Genomic DNA, 20,964 nt, shown 5'->3' with positions numbered 1-20,964 from the left:
GCCGTTCTACATTTAGACTATTCTATATTTGAGGAAGAAAACCTCTTTTATTCTAAATTAGTCTTTGGAAAGGTCAGCTCCATCCTTCAGCCAGGACATCATGCCACGGAGCTTGGCACCAACTTCCTCAATCTGATGCTCAGCATTGAGACGGCGCATAGCATAGAAATTAGCCCAGCCACCAGCACGATTATCGGTAAGGAACTTGTTGGCAAAGGTACCATCCTGAATTTCCTTCAGTACCTGCTCCATAGCCTTACGGCTTGGCTCACCTACAACGCGAGGACCGGATACATAATCACCGTATTCAGCAGTATTAGAGATGGACTTGCGCATCTTGGCCATACCGCCCTCATACATCAAATCAACGATGAGCTTCATTTCATGGAAGCACTCGAAATAAGCAATCTCTGGCTGATAACCGGCAGCCACCAAGGTCTCGAAGCCGTTCTTGATAAGGGAGCAAACACCACCGCAGAGAACAGCCTGCTCACCAAAGAGGTCAGTTTCAGTTTCTTCTCTAAAGGTAGTCTGGATACAGCCAGAACGGGTACCACCAATACCACGGGCATAAGCCAATGCCAGCTCAAATGCATGGCCGGTAGCATCCTGCTCTACAGCAAATACATCTGGAACACCGCCACCCTCAGTGAAGGTACGACGTACAAGATGGCCAGGCCCCTTAGGGGCAACCATGAATACATCCACATCCTTTGGTGGAATAATCTGTTGGAAATGAATGTTGAAACCATGAGCGAAGGCGAGAGCTGCACCAGACTTCAGATTAGGAGCAATCTCATTTTTGTAAACCTCAGCCTGCTTCTCATCTGGAATCAGGATCATGACGATATCTGCAGCAGCGGTAGCCTCACCAACTGGCAGAACCTTCAGGCCCTTGCTTTCAGCAACTGCCTTGGAACGGGAGCCTTCATAAAGACCAACAACCACATTCAAGCCACTTTCCTTCAGGTTCAATGCATGGGCATGACCCTGGGAACCATAACCAATAATGGCAACAGTCTTATCCTTAATAACTTCCCAATTAACATCCTGATCATAAAAGATTTTTGCCATAATACTCTCTCTCCTCACAATATTCTAGTATAGTATGCTCCCCACGCTCCAAGCCGGTAAAACCAGTCTGGATGACCTCTAAAACCTTGTAGGATGAAAGGACTCGGTTAAAGGCCTTCACCTTGTCCTCACTACCCGTGATTTCAAAAATCAATGTGGTAGGCTGCACATCAATGACACGAGCTCCGAAAAGCTCCGCCATTTTTAACACATCCAATCGGTTGGTATCGTCTGCCTGAACCTTAATAAGGGTCATAATCCTGTATACGGAAGATCCCTCATTTAGTCGTTTCACAACCTCCACGTCCGGCAGCTTCCCCAACTGCTTCATCACCTGATCAACGATGTTTTCGTCACCGCTGACTACCACTGTAATGCGAGAAAACTCACTTTTTTCTGTTTCCCCTACAGTGAGGCTTTCTATGTTAAACTCTCGCCTAGAAAACATACTGGCCACTCTCACCAGTACGCCTGGCTGGTTTTTAACCAATACAGATAAAACATGCTTCATAAAAACCTCCAATAAAAAAGCCCCCATTGCTATACAGCAACAGGGGCGAAGTATCGCGGTACCACCCTGCATTATACTCAATGCTCGAGAAATGATTCTATTGAATCATCGAACCTTCATTAACGCTGAATCACGTCAACGCCTCCCCACACCTTTGTGCAACTCGACGCTGAAGCTCATGGGTGATGTCCAAGCTTTGCTTAATATCGGCTTCCAGCAACCCGACTCTCTGTAAAAAAACGACTACTCTTCGTCCCAATCATTGCTAAATAATAAATTATCATGTTGTATCTGCTTACTGTAGTTACAAACCTCGTAAACATGTGTATATTATTACGCGATTATTCAGTTTTGTCAACACATTTGGGTATAATTTTGTAATTTTATTGCAAACTTAGAAAAAATGTATCGCTTGATTGCACATAAGTTCATATTGTAAAAATGGCAGGGGCTAATGCCTAGAGCAATTAGGGCATGAATCGTAAAGAAACTTTTAGGTTCATGACCGACGCTATAGGCAGTAGTCTCTGCCATTAATAAATAATCTTTTTAAAATTACTCTGCAGCTTCATTGCTACCATTTATAATAATTTCACTGTTTTCATCTACCAGACTGTCTGGCTCAATTGTGATGGTTGTATGCTCTACTTTGGCATCTTCAACATTAATACCGGTGTCCTCTACGGTAATAAATCTGATACCATCACGGGCTTCCTTAGGATTGTAGCCGTCATATCTGATCTTCTTTCTTTCCTCATCTACCTTCTTGGATTCAGTATTAATATCCTCAGTAGCTTTATTGATTTCAATAATTACATCATTAGGAATTTTAAAAGTCTCAGTATTAGAATTATCAGCTGGTTTAGAAGCTGGAGCCGTAGTTGGTTCATTTGCTGGAACCGTTGTTGGCTCAATGGCTGGAGTTGTAGCTGGTTCATTTGCTGGAATCGTTGTTGGCTCACTGGCAGGAGTTGTAGTTGGTTCACTTGCTGGAACCGTTGTTGGCTCACTAGCTGGAACTGTTGTTGGCTCACTAGCTGGAGTTGTTGTTGGTTCACTTGACGGACTTGTACCAGACCCTCTAAATGGTAAGCTGCTCTGTGAAGTAGATGGTTTAACGGTAAGCTGATATTCAAATGTAATATCATAATTACGTCTATTATTTATAGCTGTAAAAACTGGTTTGTTGAAATCATCAGGATTATTGTAAGTCCCACAAGCTAATTCTTTATTATCACTATATTTTTGTATTTCATCAAAATTATAGGTGAAAGAATCAGCCACAGTATCGCCAGCCTGCAGTCCAGTTACTGTAACATTATATTTCCCATCAGTGGTTGTATCCAATTTGCCACCAATTACAGAATCATCCCCAAAGTTTTTCGTACCAATAGAAGTTACCTTAAGCTTTGCTGGTGTAACCGTCATAGTACCAGACTTAAAGATAACGTTATAATTTTTCAGGTTATCAAAGGATCCGGTAGCAAAGCTCATCTTTTCCACGCCATAGCTGATTATTTTACCTGTGGAATCAGTTATAACATTGGAGCCATCTCCAATATTCTTGGTTGACTGTTGAACATCATTATGATAAACATCAGCATTGGCAGTTACAGAAGTAACCTTGCTCTTGTCAATATTAGAAGATGAAATGGTATCCCAGCTTTTTAGGCTACCGTCATTCAGCTTGTCCTTATCTGTGGCAGTATGGTCTGCATTAGCTTCATTCTTGCTTGTAGCGTAATAGGTATAGGATGCTGTCTTACCCTTTATACCATCACCATACTGCTTGGAGCCATCCACATTAATATACAAATCAGCCTTTTTAACTGTCAGCTTGTGGGATACTGTAGATTTGTAATTATTATTTACCTTATCAGAATTTTCAAATTTCAGATTATTGATAACTGGGTTCGCGTCTTCAAATTTGCTATCATCAGTGTATGTGCCAGCAGCCAGCTTATTGTTATCATCTGTATAAGAAATGTTATTGCCTAATGTAGCACTTAAAGCATCCTTATCGCCATCGACATAACCAGTATATTCAACATGATATTTATTAGATGCCAGCTTGTCCTCACCATATATCTTTTCACCCACCACATTTACTGTAAGTTTCTTAGGGATAATGGTTAATTTGCCAACGCTATTCTTACTTGTATCAGTATTATTAGTAGCAAAAACAAGATTATAATTATCTAACAGTTTTTTATTATTATCTGAAGTAATATCTGCTTCAGAAAGATTATAGGCTATTGAGTCGCCACTTTCTGATACTATAACATCTGTTATTTGAGTAATCTCAGTGGACCCTGTATCTTTGTCATTATGGGTAACATTTTTATCAGCATTTGCAGAATTTACAGTAATGGAACCAGTAAATTTTGACTTGTCTTCCCAGCTCTTTAGGCTACCATTATTAATGACATCATCAGCAGAAATATCACTGCCCTCATTCTTGCTATTTTGGCCATGGGCATAGTAGCTGTAGCTTCCCTTGGATACATCGTCACCATAGGTTTTGGTACCCACAATATCAACAATAAGGTTAGCCTTATTTACCTTTAAGGTATCCTTAAATTCAACCTTATAATTGTAGTTTTTATCCTTATTGGTAAAGGTTGGGTTGGTAAAATCAGTTGCTGCCTTATTAGTGTATTCACCAGCCCCCAGCTGATTTTTATCATTATTATACTTTGCTACGGTACGGTCAATATGAAAAACTTTGTCAGCAGTATCTTCGCCAATAAAGCCAGTAACATCCATCGAGTAATTACTGCTATGTGGATCACTTATGTAAGTTGCAGTTCCATCAGCAGCCTTAACACCAACTACTGCATCCTCACCATAGGTTTTCTCACCCACAATAGTGGCAGTAACCGTTTTTGGTGTGATAATCATGCGGGCATCATCACTAGTGTAATAACCGTGCTGAGGAGACCACATGGTGGAATTGTCGTAGGTATATACGGAAATATGTTCTTGGTCATCATTTCCAGTTACCTGGCCTGATTTAATAACCCAGTCGCTAGCCTTATAACCACCCATAACAGACTTTAAGGTACCATATTTTCCAGTGGTTGAATATACATCTTTACCATCGCCATGATCGAAGAAGGCACCGCCATAATAATTAGCCACATCGGTGGTCATAAGGTTATGAACTGTTCCATCATATTCATACTGACGATTAATGTTAATCCACTTCATAAAATGGTTAAGTAACGGAGTAGAAGAGTTGTTGTAAATAGTCCAGCCGTTGGCAGTATTTTTACCGACAGTCCATTTAGTATCATTGGTGTTTTGAGCCTCATAAAGGGTCTTGGCAGTAATTCCTTCCATGGCCACATCATTACCCACAGCCTTGGACTGATTTGTAATATTTGTAACACCATCATTTTCAGTTGTTACATAGAAGCTGTCATTTATGGTGCCAGCCTCATACTTACCTATAAAAGCACCAACATTAGATGCTTCTCCATTGGCCTTAACCCGACCGGCATTATACACCTGTTCCATGAAACCATTAGACATGGAGCCCACAACACCGCCCACATTATTTGTACCAGTTACAGTGGCGTCACGATAAGCCAGACGGTTATAGTACATACGAGTATTTTCCGGCACGGCTTTTAGCTGATCTGCAGTAATTTGTTCCGTACCATTTTTTAGCCAAGTCTGTTTATTATTGTCATAAGTGTAGGAATCAATGGTATTGGATTCGTTTTTAACAGTAAATCCATAGTATTTTGCATCATCATTGTTGCTTGTATTTAATACAGTGTTATTATCAGCATTATATGCTTTTGTAATTGAGCCATCGGACATGGAGCCCACAATGCCACCTACATTAGTAGAGCCTTCTACATTGCCGGCGTTATAGGATTGATCAATAGCACCACCAGTCATATTTCCAACGATACCACCCACATTTGTGGTACCATAAACCCGGCCATATTCAGAGGTGCCAGCACCTACAGAGGCTTCACCTACAACGGAGCTACTGCTTAAAGTAGCATTTTCATTGGTGTTATAAGTATACTGTATGGTACCCTTTTCCAAGGTGCCTACGATACCACCTACATTTTCTTTACCCTGCACCTGTCCGTTGGAATGGGATTCATTAATGGACACATCTGCTGTGGAATTCACGTGCCCAACTAAGCCACCAGCATCGGTACCAGTTGCTTTTATGACGCCATAGCCCTGTTCTACGTTTTCTGTGGTACTATAAAAGCCATTATTATTGCTCTTATAAATGTTATTGGCATATCCTTCACCAGCACTCGCGCCAATTGCTTCACCGGATACATTACCAGCTAATCCGCCTACATTATCATGGCCAGACACCTGAGAACCATTACTGGAAAAACGGATAGTACCGTCGGTTAGTTCACCAACGATACCGCCCACATTATCGGTGCCGGAAACATTATCTAATTTGGCAGTTTTTGTTTCACCATCGCTGTTTTTTACACGTTTACGTACACTTACACCACTAAATTTAGAGTGATCAGTCGCCTGTCCGGCAATACCTCCTACATTATTTTTACCAATAATATTGGAGTCAACTAAATTTATAGACCAGAAAGAAGCCTTTTGTGCTACCCCAAAAAGACCAATATTATCATCGTCAGAGCGATTAATAGTTAAATCATAAATGCCATAGGTATTGGAACCGCCATGACCGGTGAAACCACCATGGAATACATTATCGGTGGAGCCAATGGACTTAAAGCCTTTGCCATCATTCCAATATTTGGTATTTTCAGCTTGAAAGCTAGTACCCTGAGCGTAGGAACCGCCCATATTGGCTTTGTCAGAATACTGGATTGCTTCCATCTGATAAAGGTTATTTACCAGCATATGATAGCCCTGATTCTGGATACCACGAGTTTGGGTAACAGCTTTCTTGTCATCGCTACGGCTAAATTCAGTAAATCTCTGTGCTACCTTGCTCTTATAGGCTTCGGCCTCTTTACTGTAATTCGTATAATCCTTCTGAGTATAGGTGGAGTCCTTTGTATCAGTAAGGCCCAAATCGGTTACTTTAGCCCCATTAATCGTCTTTTTCTCCCCATCTACTTCATGTTCAACGAGGTCAGGGTTGTAGTATACCCCCACACTATGGGACGCAATCTGAGAATCCTTAGCATTATTCAGATTTACCTTGGCGGCAACACCATTTGCATTAACATCATCAGCGTTCTGGTCAGCTCTCAGTGTAATGGAACCTAGTCTGGTACTGCTATCTCCCTCCACGGAGAATTCCTCTGTACCTATAGTTTTATCACCGGAAATAGTGGTAGAGGTTACGGCCTGCAAGGAGCCCTTTTCACCAACAGTAATATCGCCATCAGCCACCAGCTTAATGGTGTTATTGGCAACAGAAAAACCTGTAGCCAGCTGAATACCATCTAAATTAAGTGGCGAATTTTTTAAATTTTCCTTTAACTTGGACATTAATGCATCATTATTTTTGATATCAGATAACATTTTATCCATATATACGCCATTAGTGGATGCATTGATTGTGCCATTTACAATAATATTCTCATTTTTTGTACCATCTTGCTTGAAATACAGCTTACCATTTTTGAATTGCTCAGCATCAATATCAGCTGTAGATATAACTACACCAGCCGCATTAACCTCTGAACCATCATAAAACATTGTTCCATTAGGATTTACCAAAATAAAGGAACCAATGGAATTAATATGGCCCGCAATTTCAGACATGCCACCAGCCTCATTTACCCGATTAAGGGTCATGGCTGCCACATTTGGCTTTCCATTAAGGGTCTGGATAAAGTTTACCGTGGCATCTATGCCTACATTAAAGGAATTCCAGTCAATAATTGCCTTATCAGTGGTCTGTAAAATATCCATTGTAGACTTAACAGCTTGATTTTCTTCAGTTGCTGTTGTAGTAGAAATAGTTACATCACCATAAGCAACTTTATCGATGTTTGGCAATGCATCATTAGCATCCTCAGCATACCCCACTCCAAAAGGTCCATAGCACAAGGTTGCTGTGGCCAGCCCTAATATTATTTTTTTACTTAATAAATTTCGATTTGTCATTATAAAATTACGTCTCCATTTAATTATTGATAATGAAAAGGTATTTAAATTTTCTTTACAGCCTGGAACCACCATATACCATCCATATCATGACCGTAGCTGTTTGAATAGCGATCACCTATAGGCATAGCATAATCAATTCTTACATACCAGTCCCCCGGCTGCTGATAAATAAGTCCAAGGCCTGCACCCTGAAGATAACGGGATTCACTATTGCCAAATGGATTATTGTGGACCATATTTACCCAGCCCACATCATAAAATGCAGCTAGCTTGAAATTTGAGTTACCTAATGCTTGACGCAGTTCAAAGGAACCCAAAAAACCGTCATCACCGCTGGCTTCACCTTGTGGGAATGCCCTTACACCATTGTAGCCGGCAATATAAAACTTCTCGGAGGAATCCAGATTATTCCACGACTTCTGCCCTGACAGAGTAAGATGGGCTGTCAGTTTATCATTTAACTTTTGAATATGATAAAAATCAAAAGTGGTCTTCTGATAGTTTCCCTCTGTACCAAGTACATCTCCGTCCTTAGCATAAGGAGTATCCATCACAGCGCGACCAATGGTGTGCATCACCTTATAATTTGAGGCAAACCATTTGGTACGATAATCTCCGTCCAAGCCGAAGCGTATGCCATAAAGATGTCTTTGGGAATCGGTATTCCAGAATCCAATACGGTCTGTCAGTCTGGTATATTCCACATTGAATCTAAAATATAAATTATTATCCAAAGTACGCTTTAATGGTGTTCGTGTAGCCAGTCTAAAAGTATCTGATTTACCATAAGCATGCAACGGACGATATTTCTCACCCAGCTCATAGTCTGTTCTGTAATATTCCAGAGAGGCAAAGGTACCATAATTAAAAACAGGCAACTCATATTTTATGGAATAATTCTGCAAATCATCATACTGGGTACTGCGCATATAACCAAGCTGGAGCTGATCCCCCACGTGACTCAGATTATTCCAATGGTACAAAGCACCAATACGATTTCTGCCTGTGTAGTGGTTGCCAAAATTATCCACATAAATAAAGCCACCCTGCTTTTCCGTGGTGGTAAGTTTGAAAACAGTATATGCCTCACCGTTGGATTTTCCAGGTGACAGAAATGCGTGAGCCTTTACGCCAGGTATATCATTTAAAATGAACAGCATCCGATCCAGCTCATGCTTATTGATAACTCTGTCCTTCTTGGCTCTATGGGTTAATCCCTCTGCTCTGCTAGTTAAAAGTTCAGAGGAGTTTTCAAAGGAAATATCATCATAAGCACCTTCCATAACCTCTATTGTGACTATTCCCTCTGTAATATTTTGAGTTGGCAGATACGCAATGGTAGTCATATAACCATGCTTACGATAATAATCAGTAATGGCCTGACTTACTTGCAGCATATCATTAAAGGTCATTTGTGGAGTAATAAGGTGTCCCACCTGCTCCATCAGCTCACTGCTGGTAAAAATGGTATTGCCCTCCAACCGCAATTCCTTTACCTTGACCTTAATTTTATTATCACCCAGCTTCTGCTGGCCAAGGTCAATATTAACCTCTACATCATCAGTATCAGATTTCGGCTTCCAATTTCTCTCCTTATTTATATTTGAAGAAATAACACCAGCATCCGGCATTTCAAATGGAGCTGCTGTAGCCTCATTATATGGCAGCATCAAAAGGGAAAGTCCCAAACCTAAAAAACTTAATTTCTTACTCATAATATAAAGAATTAATCACCTCAACGTAGTAAATAACCTATTTTACACAACAGTTAAAATTATACCACACAATTTTACTATGTGTATAAATCAAAGGTCCTAATTCTTTTATTATTAATAACATAATAATCATAATACTTAAAATTATTTTTTAAAAAGTAAATAAAAAAGAACCAGTATTAACTGGTTCTGCTTTACCATGTTGTATAAGGCTTTAAACATAAACTGGAATTATAGTACCGCTTATCATCCGACACTTCCCTGTCAATCCAGTCTGGCAGCTTTACTTCTTCAGTAGGAGATGAAAGCTCCACCTCCGCCACTATAAGGCCCTCATTATCACCGAAGAAAACATCAATTTCCCATGTATGGCCCAAATGCTCCTCTATATGACGTGTTTTTTCTATAAGTGGCTTATGACATAGATTATCAAGTAGCTTCGTGGCATCCTCAAAGGGGATTTCGTATTCCATTTCCATACGGGAAATCCCCTTATTTTCACCTTTAATGGTGAGATAGGCTTTTTTTCCTTTGGTACGGACACGAACAGTGCGCTCCTTGTCAGTACAGAGGTAGCCTTGACGAATGCTTACACCTTCATCCTTGGGCTGCCATTTATCTTTATTTATGAGGTATTTACGCTCTATTTCAATACCCATTACTGCTCTCCGATAATACGAACCTCTGGATAGAGCTTTACGCCCTTTTCCTTGTATACCCTATCCTGTACTTCCTTTATAAGGTCAAGGACATCCTGGGCTGTGGCATGGCCGGAATTAACCACGAATCCAGCATGCTTAGTGGAAATCTGGGCACCGCCCACCTGTAGGCCCTTCAAGCCAGTGCTGTCAATCAAGGTTCCAGCGTAGTAGCCCTCGGGACGCTTAAAGGTACTGCCGGCACTTGGCATTTCAAGAGGCTGCTTGCTTTCACGACGGGCAGTATAATCATCCATCTTGGCTTGAATATCTTCCTTGTTGCCTGGCTGCAGCTCAAGGGTAATCTCTGCAATGGCTTGGCCATTAGCCTGGAAAACACTATGACGATAACCAAAGTTAAACTCATCAGGACCGTAAGTTAAAACCTTGCCAGTAGCAGTTACGGTCTTAACCTCCTTTACAACGTTCTTCATTTCCCCATCGTAGGCACCAGCATTCATAAATACGGCACCACCAAGGGAACCAGGAATACCGCAAGCAAATTCCATACCAGTAAGGCTGTTTTCAGCGGCATACTGGGAAATATGTTTAAGATATGCGCCAGCACCAGCAATAATCTTATTACCTTCACAACGCTTGTAGGACATTGGTGCATGGAATTTAATTACTGCACCTCTGATGCCTTTATCCAAAACCAGCACATTGGAACCGTTACCAAGAATAGTAAAAGGTATATCGCACTGGTTCATGAGCTTTACTACCGCCTGAAGCTGATCCATGCTACCGGGAAAAATTAGATAATCAGCAGGACCACCAATATTAAATGTGGTGTGCTTGCTCATTGGTTCATTTATATAAAACTGTTCTGCAGGTAAAATTTTCTTTATGCCATCAACAAATTCCTGATTAATTTCCATTACATCATTTCTCCAATTAGTAAATTTGTTCTTAACAACTTAATTAACCTCTATATTATACTCGTTTCCTGCCGATTTGAAAAGAGTTGATTCCTGTTACTTTATATGGAATATTTCGCTTATGGAAAAATATGAATAATTGGGTTATAATCTACTTTGTGAGTTTATTTTAATTATAGGTGAATTTGTAATGCGTAAAATAATTGTCGGTTTTATTACTTTTCTTTTATTGACACTATGCTTCACAGCATTATGTGTGTTTTTAACAGAAAAAACTGATTTATTTAACTTAAAGAATTTTAAAATAGAGGCCACCTTCACTGAAGAAAACGGCAAAATGACCATGGACTGGACCCGTTATCCATATCCTTGCTTTTATAAGGTGGATGTGTATTCAAAAACCACTGGTAAGGTGCCGAACAGCCCTGAATATCATCGGTTAAAAGAGGAATATACCTTTGAAAATAACTATGATGTTCCTACTACTGCGATACCTACCTACTATAAGATTACCGCCTATGGTATTTTTGGCAAGCTGTCCTCTGATGAAATTTTTGTAGCAAATCCAAACTACAATAATCCAATTAGACCTATTCCAATATATAAATATACTGCAGATAATCCGGCCAGCCCTATTCCATATCTTGTTTGGCACAGCATTCCCGATGGAGTTCTTTATGAGCTGGAGCTTCTTTCTGGTCCACCAGATGAGGAAAATACTATTACCTTATCCAAGACCAACCATCTGATGTCAACCCAGAAGGTTTTTACCAATGGTATTCAAATAGATCTCAGACCTTATCTGAATCAGCCTCGCCTTTTCTGGCGTGTCAGAGCCCTGAATCTTCGAAAGGAGCCTATTGGCGTATTCTCCACCGCTGAGCAGATTATGGTGGATTCATCCAAGCCAATACCAAATAAGCCTCTACTTAATAATTTTGATGTAATGCCAGGCTTTAAACAGCCAATTTATCCTGTATTCCACTGGATACCAATGTTTGGGGCTGACAGATATGAGGTAGAGCTTATGGCACAGCCTCCTGTGGAGGAAAACAACACAGTGGCCACCCCTCATCGTGCCTGGGCAAAAACAGTGACAGACTCCTTTAGTTGTTATGATGAATATCCTAGAAGATATGCCGGGAAATATTACTGGCGTGTACGGGCTGTAAATTTAAAGGGGGAAACCATTGGTGTATTCTCCGATACAGATACCTTTGAGGTTGAAAATCATCTCACCCGTCCGTTTGCAGCAGCCTTTGGCGACAGTATTACTCACGGCGGCGGTGCTGTATCCTTTTCTCCTTGCAGCATGCAATACAGCTATACCACATATCTTGATTTTCCTGCCATTAATATTGGTCGTAGTGGCGATACATCAAAAATGTCACTTGACCGCTTTGACGACGATGTTCTGCCAATTAAACCAGTTAATCTTATAATACTTACGGGCTCAAATTGTCTTAGGGATTCCTATATCACCGCTGAAATGGTAATTGCAGATCTGGAGGGAATTTACCAAAAGTGTGTATCCAACGATATCAGGCCGATTATGCTTACACTGCCGCCAATTAATCCGGCTAATATAATGCTGGCATTCAGAACACCAACGGATCCTAACTGGTATTCCAAAATGGTAAAAATCAATGCCTATATTAAGACTAAACCGTATTACATTGACCTGGAGCCATATTTCTATGATTATACCCACACCTTTATGGATCCGGCCTTTGCCAATGATGGGCTTCATCCTGATATAATGGGCAAAATGATTATGGCAGAAGTTATTAATTCCCACAAGGAAGTATTTAAGCAGTAAGCAAGATTTTTTGATTCATAAATATTTTCAGTAAAAAATACCAGTCATCGAGGCTGTAAACCTTGGTGGCTGGTATTTTGTATTGTGTTTAATTATCTTTCGGATAAGAGGGTTAAGATGGCTTCAAAATCTGAATTCTCTGCCGCAGACCTTATCTTTTGGCAAAGCTCAGCGTCTGAATCCGGAATACGATAGCCTTCTATTTCTGCAAATACAGCCTCTATGCTTTCTGCATCATTGGCTTCAGCGGATGCCTTGACTTCTTCATATACAGTGTCCATCAGCTCTGCATCTGCCTCCGGCATATCATCCTCCGTGTTATCGTTGACATCCTCTTCCACATCATTTGCAGCTTTATTTTCCGCATCATCTTCCGTGAAAACTAAGGATAATGGCTCCTTAAAGCTTCTGTAGGTCGCAATAAAGTCTTTATGATGCTGGTTGATATAGTCAAGATCCCCAGCCTTGCCGGCGTTTTCCAGCAGCTGGGCCTCCTCAGCAATGGCCTCTGCTCCAATAAGCCGGGCAGAGCTCTTCATTGCGTGAACTTTGATTGTGTAGTCATTTATATTACCATCAGTATAGAACCCATCTACAATGCCTGTATCTTCCTCTATGGATTCATAGAAAATCTTCAGCAATGGCATATAATATTCTGAACTGCCGCTGTTTTTTATTCCAACAGCCAAATCAATCCAGTCCTGATCCTTGAGCGGTGCCAATTCGGCAGGAAGATTGTCCTGTTCATCCTCATCATCGGTATCAACATCATCTTCCCCGGAAATTATTAGCTTATCCCCTGGCAGATAAGCCATCAGCATATCCTCCAGCTTGCTAGGATGAATTGGCTTGGTAAGATAATTATCAAAGCCAGCTGCTATGTACTGCTCTCTTGCCCCGGATATGGCATTGGCGGTAAGACATACAGACACGGTGCAGTCATTTAATCCCTCAGCCTGCTCTTTAATCTCATGGAGGGTTTCAATACCATCTTTACCAGGCATCATGTGATCCAGGAAAATCATATCGTACATCTTGCTCTTGGTCATCTGGAGTGCTTCATCACCACTGTCTGCTGTATCAATTTTTATCTTGGTACGCTTCAGAAGACTCTTGAATACTGTCAGATTCATCGAATTATCATCCACTACCAATACATTAGCATCTGGTGCCGTGAACTTCTCCTTATATTTCTTATGCTCCTTTAAAAGCACATTAACGGATGTCCTATAGTCTCCCAATGGCTCCCACTTGCCAACCTTCTGTCGTAAATCGAAGAAGAAGGTGGTACCCACACCATAGGTGCTTTCTACCTGCAAGTAGCTTCCCATCATATCCAGCAGATTTTTGGTAATGGTCATACCAAGGCCAGTGCCTTCGATGTTTCGATTGCGCTTTTCCTCTATGCGCTCAAATTTGGAGAATAGCTTTTCCATATCCTCCGGCTTTATGCCGATACCCGTATCCTTCACCTTCACATGGAGAATGATACTATCAGGGTCGTCTTCACAACGGTCATATCCAACAGAAAAGGTCACACTGCCTGTTTCTGTGTATTTTACCGCATTCGTCAGGATATTTGTGATAACCTGCTTTACACGTACCTCATCGCCAAAAAGCTGCTTCGGTATATTTGAATCAAAATTAACATTAAAGGCCAGTCCTTTATCGTCAGCCCTGTTGTGAATCATGACCACCATATCATTAAGGGTGGATGAAAGATCATAATCCACAGGAATAATATCGATTTTACCAGCCTCAATTTTCGAGAAATCCAAAATATCATTTATCAGTCCCAACAGGGTATTGCCCGAGCTTCGTACATTTTCCGCATAGGACAGAATATTATCATCCTCACATTCACGGAGAATCAGCTCATTCATGCCTAAAACCGCATTAATTGGTGTACGGATTTCATGGGACATATTGGAAAGGAATTCGCTCTTGGCCTGAGAAGCCTGTTCAGCAGCCTCCTTTTCCCGGCGCAGGGATTCCAGACTGGCCCGGCGGTATTCATCTACTCTTTCACTTATAACAAAGGTGTGTAACAAACAGGTTCCCAGCATATAACCAATGGTATACATTGGAAGGAATAAAAATTCCAGCTGAAGGATAAGGGCTATTGCTATAACCAATCCAAACAGGCAAATGGTCCGATGGCGCCTCTTTATAGTTCCTTCCAGCCTTAACATAGCACTAAAGGTGTAAGCAGATGTCAACAGAAACATCACGATCTGGAAAACAAGCTGTGCATATCGTGCTGGACATGCATGATATTCGCCGGCATCATCAAACCAAAACAGCACAGGAGTAGATATGCTGGCAAGAGATGCCAGTGTAATAACTACAAAGAAAATGCGTCCCGTCCAGAGAAGGAACTTTCCAAATTTGTGATCCTCACCTAAATATGTAACCACATACCGCGTCCAAGTGAGTATGCCCGCAGCCATGACAATATAGTATATAACCACATTGGCAAAGAGCAAGTTAAATAAATTCAGCTCACTAAAAACGCCCCACAGCGTATCGGTAATATAATATGCCAAAACAGCATACAGAAATCTCCTGTAAATTTTTACGGCAGGAATATTTTGATTACTTCCCTGCTGAAATAAAATATCATAATTTACAAGCAAAAGAATGAGTATAGCCAGTAGTCCAATTAAAGCCAGATAAAACATAGAGATTACTCCTCTCCATTACTCTGTAATAACGTCCCGTATACTCTCCAGCAAGCTGCTTCTGGTAGTGGATTTTAAAATATAACCATCTGGTTTAAGGGCCATAACCCGTTCAACACCTTCTCTGGTACCCACACCAGTCAGAAAAACAACAGGGATACGTTTAGTGGACTGCTCCTGGCGCAGCATCTGGAAAACCTGTGGTCCATCCACCACCGGCATCTCATAGTCAAGTAAAATTAAATCCACCGGAGTTTTCAGCAAAAAGGTGATGGCATCCATTCCAGTTGTGACACTATATACCTGATAATCATCCTTTATCCATTCTGTAACCATCTTGGAGAAGGATGGATTGTCATCCACAATGAGAATTTTTTTCTTTCCCCCGGTATAAATAGTATTTAAAACAACCTGCTCCAGCTCGTCCATCTTAAGCGGACGGTCCAGCCAGGCAAAATGTTCCAGGCGATGATTATGCTGCATCAGACGCTGACGGTCCTTCTTCTCACCAATCAGCAGCATATTTGTACTGGTATACCATAGCTGTTCCTGAATGTTATCCAGTATCTCCATTTCCTCCTGATCATCGGCAATATCCCCTGGCAGATAGGTAACGAACAACAATGCGGATTCTGCCATTTCCTTGATTTTATCAAATTCACCTACAACAGTTATTACGTTGTAGTCGCACTCCTTGAGCTTACGTTCAACAGCCTTTGCTACTACACTAGGTTTAAATAAAATTAACACAATGCTAAAATCTATATCCATATCTAGGCACCCCCTATATTATTTTCTGCTTTCCTATCAATTCTATGTGTATGACCTTAATTCCTTCTTTATATTAAGTCATTGCTCCCTAATCTGTCAAAGATACTTTTACCAGCCAATGCTGTTAATATTTCTATTTTATTTTCCTGATGGGATAACCTAGTTTGAAATTCTGTTTCCACATTATCCAGTACGATATTCACTGCATTATATATTTTTCCCCGTTCTTCCTCCGGAATATTTGCAACATAAAAAGATAGTCTGCCGTTACAAGTATTCCTTCCTTTTTCCAGACCGAAGAACAGGCGTTGTCTTTCAGCATTAAAATTGCCAAATGCTGCTATCTGTCCAAAGGCATCGGCAACAATTTCATCCAGAGGATGATTTTTCATACCACCAAAAAGGCGCAACGTCTCATAATGGGCACTCTCATGGGCAAGACGAAGCTTTTGGGAGAGTACAAGCCACTCCTCTAACGGAATCCCCATTTTTTCAGGTGAAATATTGCTATAAGGGGCAAAATTCAATAGGATAATACGATGTCTATAAATATTAGTAGCTTTTGTCTGCATTGTAAAAGCATTTACCGTGGCAGGAAGCTCCCTGATATTTTCACGACCATTTAATAATGCATCCATATAAAGAAAATCCCTGTGGCTCCTGGTGGTAATAACTGGAAGCCGGCCCCCCAGGGTTTCAGCAAAGGAAATACGTAAATCTTCCTTATTTTCCCATTGATAATTGGAAACCGGGAGTCCAAAGGCCTCCTTTAAAAAATCGAGTACATATTTTCCCTCTGCCTTTTGCCACATAGCCACATAAGGCTCATCCTCAAGTGGTAATTTGGGTAATTCATTAGGTACATCATAACAATGCTTTAAATAGTTTATATATGCTTCTTCCTGCAAATTCATAATTCATCCTTAGTTTATCTAAAATATAAATAGCTAATATTTATTATCAAAAACAGCCTCCCGAAAATGAGAGGCTGTTTCATTTATCGTAACTTTTTTATACCTTTTAATTAAAGATAGGTATTTACACCATTAGGCTGCAAAATAATGGTATTTACATCATTTACATTAACGTTACGCCAATCCTCGGTTTCACCATTGGTGTAATGAACCTTGAAATCCCAAGTCTCACACAATGCCCAACGATCAAAATCTATAGTAACAGTGGTGCCATTTTCCCAAACGGAGTTACCAAGTACATCTTCATACCACTGATTGCTGATGGTAGGTGAGCAATTTAATACCACGATAGTAGAACCGGTATTATTTACCAGTGCCAACTCCTTTGCATCTGCAGTGGATGAACACATGAAGGTCAAGCCTAAAACCATAACGAAAGCTAACAACAGTTTGTGCAAGTTAAATTTTCTCATAAACAAATTCCTCCTGTTACATAAAATTGATAAAAAACGGAAACAATTATGATACTGTTTTGTATTTACCAGTAACCGCCTCCCCCAGATACCAAACTGCCATATAAGGTAGTTTAAACTTTCTCAGGTAGTTACTTCTACAAAAAACATCAAAATCCTTTTTTAAGTTAACTATTATGTAAATTTAGATTAAAAAGTCTTGCTGATACTAAACTGCAATCTTACACTGTCTGTTTTCTTGCCACCTACATCTCTTTTCAATGGCACACCTAACAGCAGGCTGGCATTAAAGTCATTATTATTCTCCCAAATAACGCCAACACCTGTACTCATAAGAGTATTAGCCCCTGGAATAGCATAACCGCCGTCTACCCAGCCATAATCAAGGAAGGTAAAGCCATGGAGTTTATCCCCATTAATAGGGAAATGGTATTCCAAGCCAAGGGCAAAGCCCTTGTCGCCGCTTATAAAGCTTTCCTCATAGCCTCGTACTGTATTCATACCACCTACATAAAAACGGTTGGTGGTACTCATATACGACTTGTCACCAAATTGACCACTGAATCGGGTAACAAAGGCATGTTTATTGGGTAGTCCCTTACGCCAGTACATATTTATCTGGTAAAGATTTACATTTTCTTTAACACCGTACATATTCGTTTTGTTGGAACGCATCAGACCATATCGATGATAAAATACGGAATCTTTACCATAATTTGTAAAGGCTACATATAAATTGTAGCGGGTGAGTTTGTCGTCCATCCATGGAATCCTTCCATGTCCCAAGGTAGTCTTGGATTTCTGGCTGAGATAGGTAAGACCCAGCTCACAGCGATTTGTATTGGTTACTGCCAATGGGAATCGCAATCCAACACTATAGGCTTTGGCATCGCCCTCAATGCCGAGGGGCTTCAAATCGCCACTTACTACTTCATTCTTATTGCCAGTGTAATCCAAATCCAGCTTTAGGCCACTGGTGCCCAAAGGAGAGGTATAACCAATACTATAGGCATTTGAGCCGGAGCTGTGCAAATAGCTTAGACGCAAGCTGTCACGTCTTCCAGTGACACTGCGCCAGTTATAGAAGAAGCCATAGCGGTAACGGCCACTGGTTTCATAACCGTTATTGTCACTATAAAGGGTAAAATTATGCAGCTTTGGTTCAAAGGCATAGAGAACATAATCTGTAGTCCCTTCCTTTTTACCAGCCTGCATTTTAATTCTGAGAGCCACATCATTGGTACCATTAAAACGCTGCAAGGAGCGGTTCAATGTACCAGTATTGGCAATCTCTCCCTCCTTCAACGGGAACCAGCTTGTTATATAGCCGGTGTTGGTGGATTTGTTGCCCTCCACAGTAACATTGCCTGTACGGCCCTCCACCAGGTTTATATGAACAACCCCCTCATGGATGGTCTGAGGTGGCAAAAAGGCCCGACAGGTCATATATTCTTTCTTGATGTATAAATTATTGATATCATCAATGATTTTATATAAATCTTTAACGGTTATGGATTTGCCTACATAAGGGGAAGTGACATTATCAATTTCTTCCTGTTTTAAAACCATTGAAGGGTCAGTTTCAATTTTTTTCAAATCAAATTTCATTTCAACGTCAGCAGATTGAGGCTCATTTTCCGGCACACCCTCCACCTGTTCGTTGCGAGTGGCTTCATCTTCCTTTATCTGTTCAGCAATGCGCTCACGCTCCATGGCCTCCCTGGCTTGATCCAGCTGCACACCTGGATTAGACGCACCCGGCAAAATGTCCGCAGGAACAGGAGGCTCTGCCTGTACCTCTGATCCGACTAGTGCCAGCATGGCCAAACACGCTGGTAATACTTTCTTCACTCCAATAGAATGAGTAATGTTAGACAACATATTGAATTTTAAACCAATATATCTATTTTTTCGCTTTGCTCTCATATTTCGACCCTTCTTGATTTTTTAAAAAAACATTTCCAACCGTGCCAACACAGATTTCATGCGTCGATGGGATGTAATGGAGCTTCCCCAAAAGTAACTGGCCACCAAGCCTACATTTTTATCTAATGCCCATGATCCGCCGATTTCCCAGCCCCGTTCTCCCCAGTTGGCAATGCCCGTATCGTCATCATACATATCATCAATACTGCTGCTGGCGGGTATTACGGAAGAAATATATCCGTAATTACTGTAAGCCAAATATGCTTTCCACTCTCCCTTCTTACTGGCTTTACGATAGTTGCCATAAGAAAGCTCCACCTCCCAGGAGTAATCCTGCATATTTCCAAAACCTTCAATCACATCCGGGTCCTTGCTGTAATAGGCCTTGGCATAGGCTCCCGTCAGTACACATTTGGGAGAGAAGCGATAACCTAGATTTATGGAACCAATGTTAACGCCAGCTTTGCTTTTGTTATCCATATCAGTGATAAAATTATAAGCCTTGGAGCTTAAATGGTAATAACCCAAACCACCAAAAAAATTTTTATTTGTCTTGTACTGAAGATTTACTCCAAAAATGGTGGCGGGATCACGAGCCATAGCCCGCACTTCCGCTGCCTCCTTGGGCATCCCCATTGCTCTCAGTTCCCTGGAATATCCCATACTGGCACGGTAGGCGCCAGTTTTTGACATATTCAGCCTTCCTCCTAGAAGCAGCACCTTCCAACTTTTACCTGTTTGCACCGTGAATCCAGTAAAAGAGCTTTCCAGGACAATACCATTCTCATTGGTGGAAAGAGGTACTTTACCTAAGCGAATAACAGTGTTTCCATATTTTCCCTCTGCCCATACCCGGTTCAGACGAACTGTTCCTGTAGAATTACGGTTTATATTTATAGACATATCCAAGCGACCATTTACCTTCCAGTGCTTGTTGATTTTGGCAGTAGGCTCCATGCGAAAAGAAAAAGTAGATTTTTCCCTGGTTCTTCTTCCTTCTGTTTTGTCACTTGTAAATAGATAATTCGCTCTCCCCGTCCATTTCACGGCATCGACATTTTTTTTCAGTTCCTTAACCCGTACACCTAAATCTTTCAATTCCTCTTGAAATTCAGCACATAGACGGTCAATCAAATCCTTGTCCCTTATATCAGTTGCACAGGCCATAGCTCTTGCTGTAATTTGTGCCATTTCGTAGCGAGTCATGTTACGGTTTTCTCGGTAACTATTGTCACCGAAGCCTTGAACAATACCATGTGAATGCAATTCATCCAGAACATCGTAGGCCCAATGATCCGCAGGAACATCCCGAAAATGATTGGCTGCCTCTGCTCTGCCAATGGAAAAAAGGCAGAGCAGATATATAACGAACACACTTTTTATGGCAGTCTGAAATTTCATGGCTGTAGTTCCCTCA

The 20,964-nt window shown here is 40.9% G+C and carries 13 protein-coding genes; 1 reads left to right on the top strand and 12 read right to left on the bottom strand.

From position 1 onward, the window contains the following. Window positions 1–57: 57 nt before the first annotated feature. The 6 genes from ilvC to murB all read right to left on the bottom strand — a co-directional run bounded on the left by ilvC (window position 58) and on the right by murB (window position 10,963). Window positions 58–1,074 (bottom strand): ketol-acid reductoisomerase, encoded by a 1,017-nt coding sequence (ilvC, locus tag T355_RS0107370; protein ID WP_027397197.1) that lies wholly within the window; start codon window positions 1,072–1,074, stop codon window positions 58–60. Beyond that, complete coding sequence (ilvN, locus tag T355_RS0107365; RefSeq protein WP_027397196.1) at window positions 1,055–1,585, bottom strand: acetolactate synthase small subunit; 531 nt, start codon at window positions 1,583–1,585, stop codon at window positions 1,055–1,057. The genes ilvC and ilvN overlap by 20 nt, the downstream gene beginning before the upstream one ends. Before the next feature lie 555 nt (window positions 1,586–2,140). Then, entirely contained in the window at window positions 2,141–7,669 is a 5,529-nt protein-coding gene (locus tag T355_RS0107360) for a filamentous hemagglutinin N-terminal domain-containing protein (RefSeq protein WP_027397195.1), read from the bottom strand. 44 nt (window positions 7,670–7,713) lie between these two features. Then, entirely contained in the window at window positions 7,714–9,387 is a 1,674-nt protein-coding gene (locus T355_RS0107355; protein WP_027397194.1) for a ShlB/FhaC/HecB family hemolysin secretion/activation protein, read from the bottom strand. A gap of 194 nt (window positions 9,388–9,581) precedes the next feature. Then, window positions 9,582–10,046: a CYTH domain-containing protein gene (locus tag T355_RS0107350; protein ID WP_027397193.1), complete on the bottom strand. Its 465-nt coding sequence runs from the start codon at window positions 10,044–10,046 to the stop codon at window positions 9,582–9,584. Next, window positions 10,046–10,963: a UDP-N-acetylmuramate dehydrogenase gene (murB, locus tag T355_RS0107345; RefSeq protein WP_027397192.1), complete on the bottom strand. Its 918-nt coding sequence runs from the start codon at window positions 10,961–10,963 to the stop codon at window positions 10,046–10,048. Before murB ends, T355_RS0107350 begins: the two co-directional genes overlap by 1 nt. A gap of 190 nt (window positions 10,964–11,153) precedes the next feature. On the opposite strand from murB, the gene T355_RS0107340 reads away from it, so the two are divergent. Next, complete coding sequence (locus T355_RS0107340) at window positions 11,154–12,782, top strand: SGNH/GDSL hydrolase family protein (protein ID WP_027397191.1); 1,629 nt, start codon at window positions 11,154–11,156, stop codon at window positions 12,780–12,782. Window positions 12,783–12,874: 92 nt separating this feature from the next. Here T355_RS0107340 and T355_RS13930 read toward each other — a convergent pair whose 3' ends face one another. From T355_RS13930 to T355_RS0107310, 6 genes are all read right to left on the bottom strand, one after another. Then, complete coding sequence (locus T355_RS13930) at window positions 12,875–15,463, bottom strand: ATP-binding protein (RefSeq protein WP_051555457.1); 2,589 nt, start codon at window positions 15,461–15,463, stop codon at window positions 12,875–12,877. An 18-nt stretch (window positions 15,464–15,481) separates the two neighbouring features. After that, window positions 15,482–16,234: a response regulator gene (locus T355_RS14770; RefSeq protein ID WP_051555456.1), complete on the bottom strand. Its 753-nt coding sequence runs from the start codon at window positions 16,232–16,234 to the stop codon at window positions 15,482–15,484. A 68-nt stretch (window positions 16,235–16,302) separates the two neighbouring features. Next, a complete protein-coding gene (locus tag T355_RS14765) occupies window positions 16,303–17,148 on the bottom strand; it encodes a DUF7005 family protein (RefSeq protein WP_027397190.1) in 846 nt (281 codons plus the stop codon). A gap of 110 nt (window positions 17,149–17,258) precedes the next feature. Then, the gene (locus T355_RS13915; protein WP_051555455.1) at window positions 17,259–17,621 is read right to left on the bottom strand and encodes a hypothetical protein; all 363 of its coding nucleotides are present in this window, start codon (window positions 17,619–17,621) and stop codon (window positions 17,259–17,261) included. A gap of 189 nt (window positions 17,622–17,810) precedes the next feature. Beyond that, complete coding sequence (locus T355_RS0107315) at window positions 17,811–19,547, bottom strand: ShlB/FhaC/HecB family hemolysin secretion/activation protein (RefSeq protein WP_027397189.1); 1,737 nt, start codon at window positions 19,545–19,547, stop codon at window positions 17,811–17,813. Window positions 19,548–19,568: 21 nt separating this feature from the next. After that, entirely contained in the window at window positions 19,569–20,948 is a 1,380-nt protein-coding gene (locus T355_RS0107310) for an S-layer homology domain-containing protein (RefSeq protein WP_027397188.1), read from the bottom strand. Between the last annotated feature and the right edge of the window lie 16 nt (window positions 20,949–20,964).

The sequence above is a fragment of the Anaerovibrio lipolyticus LB2005 genome, from assembly GCF_000621545.1.
Classification (GTDB): domain Bacteria; phylum Bacillota; class Negativicutes; order Selenomonadales; family Selenomonadaceae; genus Anaerovibrio; species Anaerovibrio lipolyticus_A.
This window is presented reverse-complemented; position numbering and strand designations above follow the sequence as displayed.

Coding starts and splice junctions, on each gene's coding strand:
- T355_RS0107310 (WP_027397188.1), bottom strand. CDS start 20,948: ATGAAATTTCAGACTGCCATAAAAAGTGTGTTCGTTATATATCTGCTC.
- T355_RS14770 (WP_051555456.1), bottom strand. CDS start 16,234: ATGGATATAGATTTTAGCATTGTGTTAATTTTATTTAAACCTAGTGTA.
- T355_RS0107360 (WP_027397195.1), bottom strand. CDS start 7,669: ATGACAAATCGAAATTTATTAAGTAAAAAAATAATATTAGGGCTGGCC.
- T355_RS0107340 (WP_027397191.1), top strand. CDS start 11,154: ATGCGTAAAATAATTGTCGGTTTTATTACTTTTCTTTTATTGACACTA.
- T355_RS13930 (WP_051555457.1), bottom strand. CDS start 15,463: ATGTTTTATCTGGCTTTAATTGGACTACTGGCTATACTCATTCTTTTG.
- T355_RS0107315 (WP_027397189.1), bottom strand. CDS start 19,547: ATGAGAGCAAAGCGAAAAAATAGATATATTGGTTTAAAATTCAATATG.
- T355_RS0107355 (WP_027397194.1), bottom strand. CDS start 9,387: ATGAGTAAGAAATTAAGTTTTTTAGGTTTGGGACTTTCCCTTTTGATG.
- T355_RS13915 (WP_051555455.1), bottom strand. CDS start 17,621: ATGAGAAAATTTAACTTGCACAAACTGTTGTTAGCTTTCGTTATGGTT.
- T355_RS0107350 (WP_027397193.1), bottom strand. CDS start 10,046: ATGGGTATTGAAATAGAGCGTAAATACCTCATAAATAAAGATAAATGG.
- ilvC (WP_027397197.1), bottom strand. CDS start 1,074: ATGGCAAAAATCTTTTATGATCAGGATGTTAATTGGGAAGTTATTAAG.
- murB (WP_027397192.1), bottom strand. CDS start 10,963: ATGGAAATTAATCAGGAATTTGTTGATGGCATAAAGAAAATTTTACCT.
- T355_RS14765 (WP_027397190.1), bottom strand. CDS start 17,148: ATGAATTTGCAGGAAGAAGCATATATAAACTATTTAAAGCATTGTTAT.
- ilvN (WP_027397196.1), bottom strand. CDS start 1,585: ATGAAGCATGTTTTATCTGTATTGGTTAAAAACCAGCCAGGCGTACTG.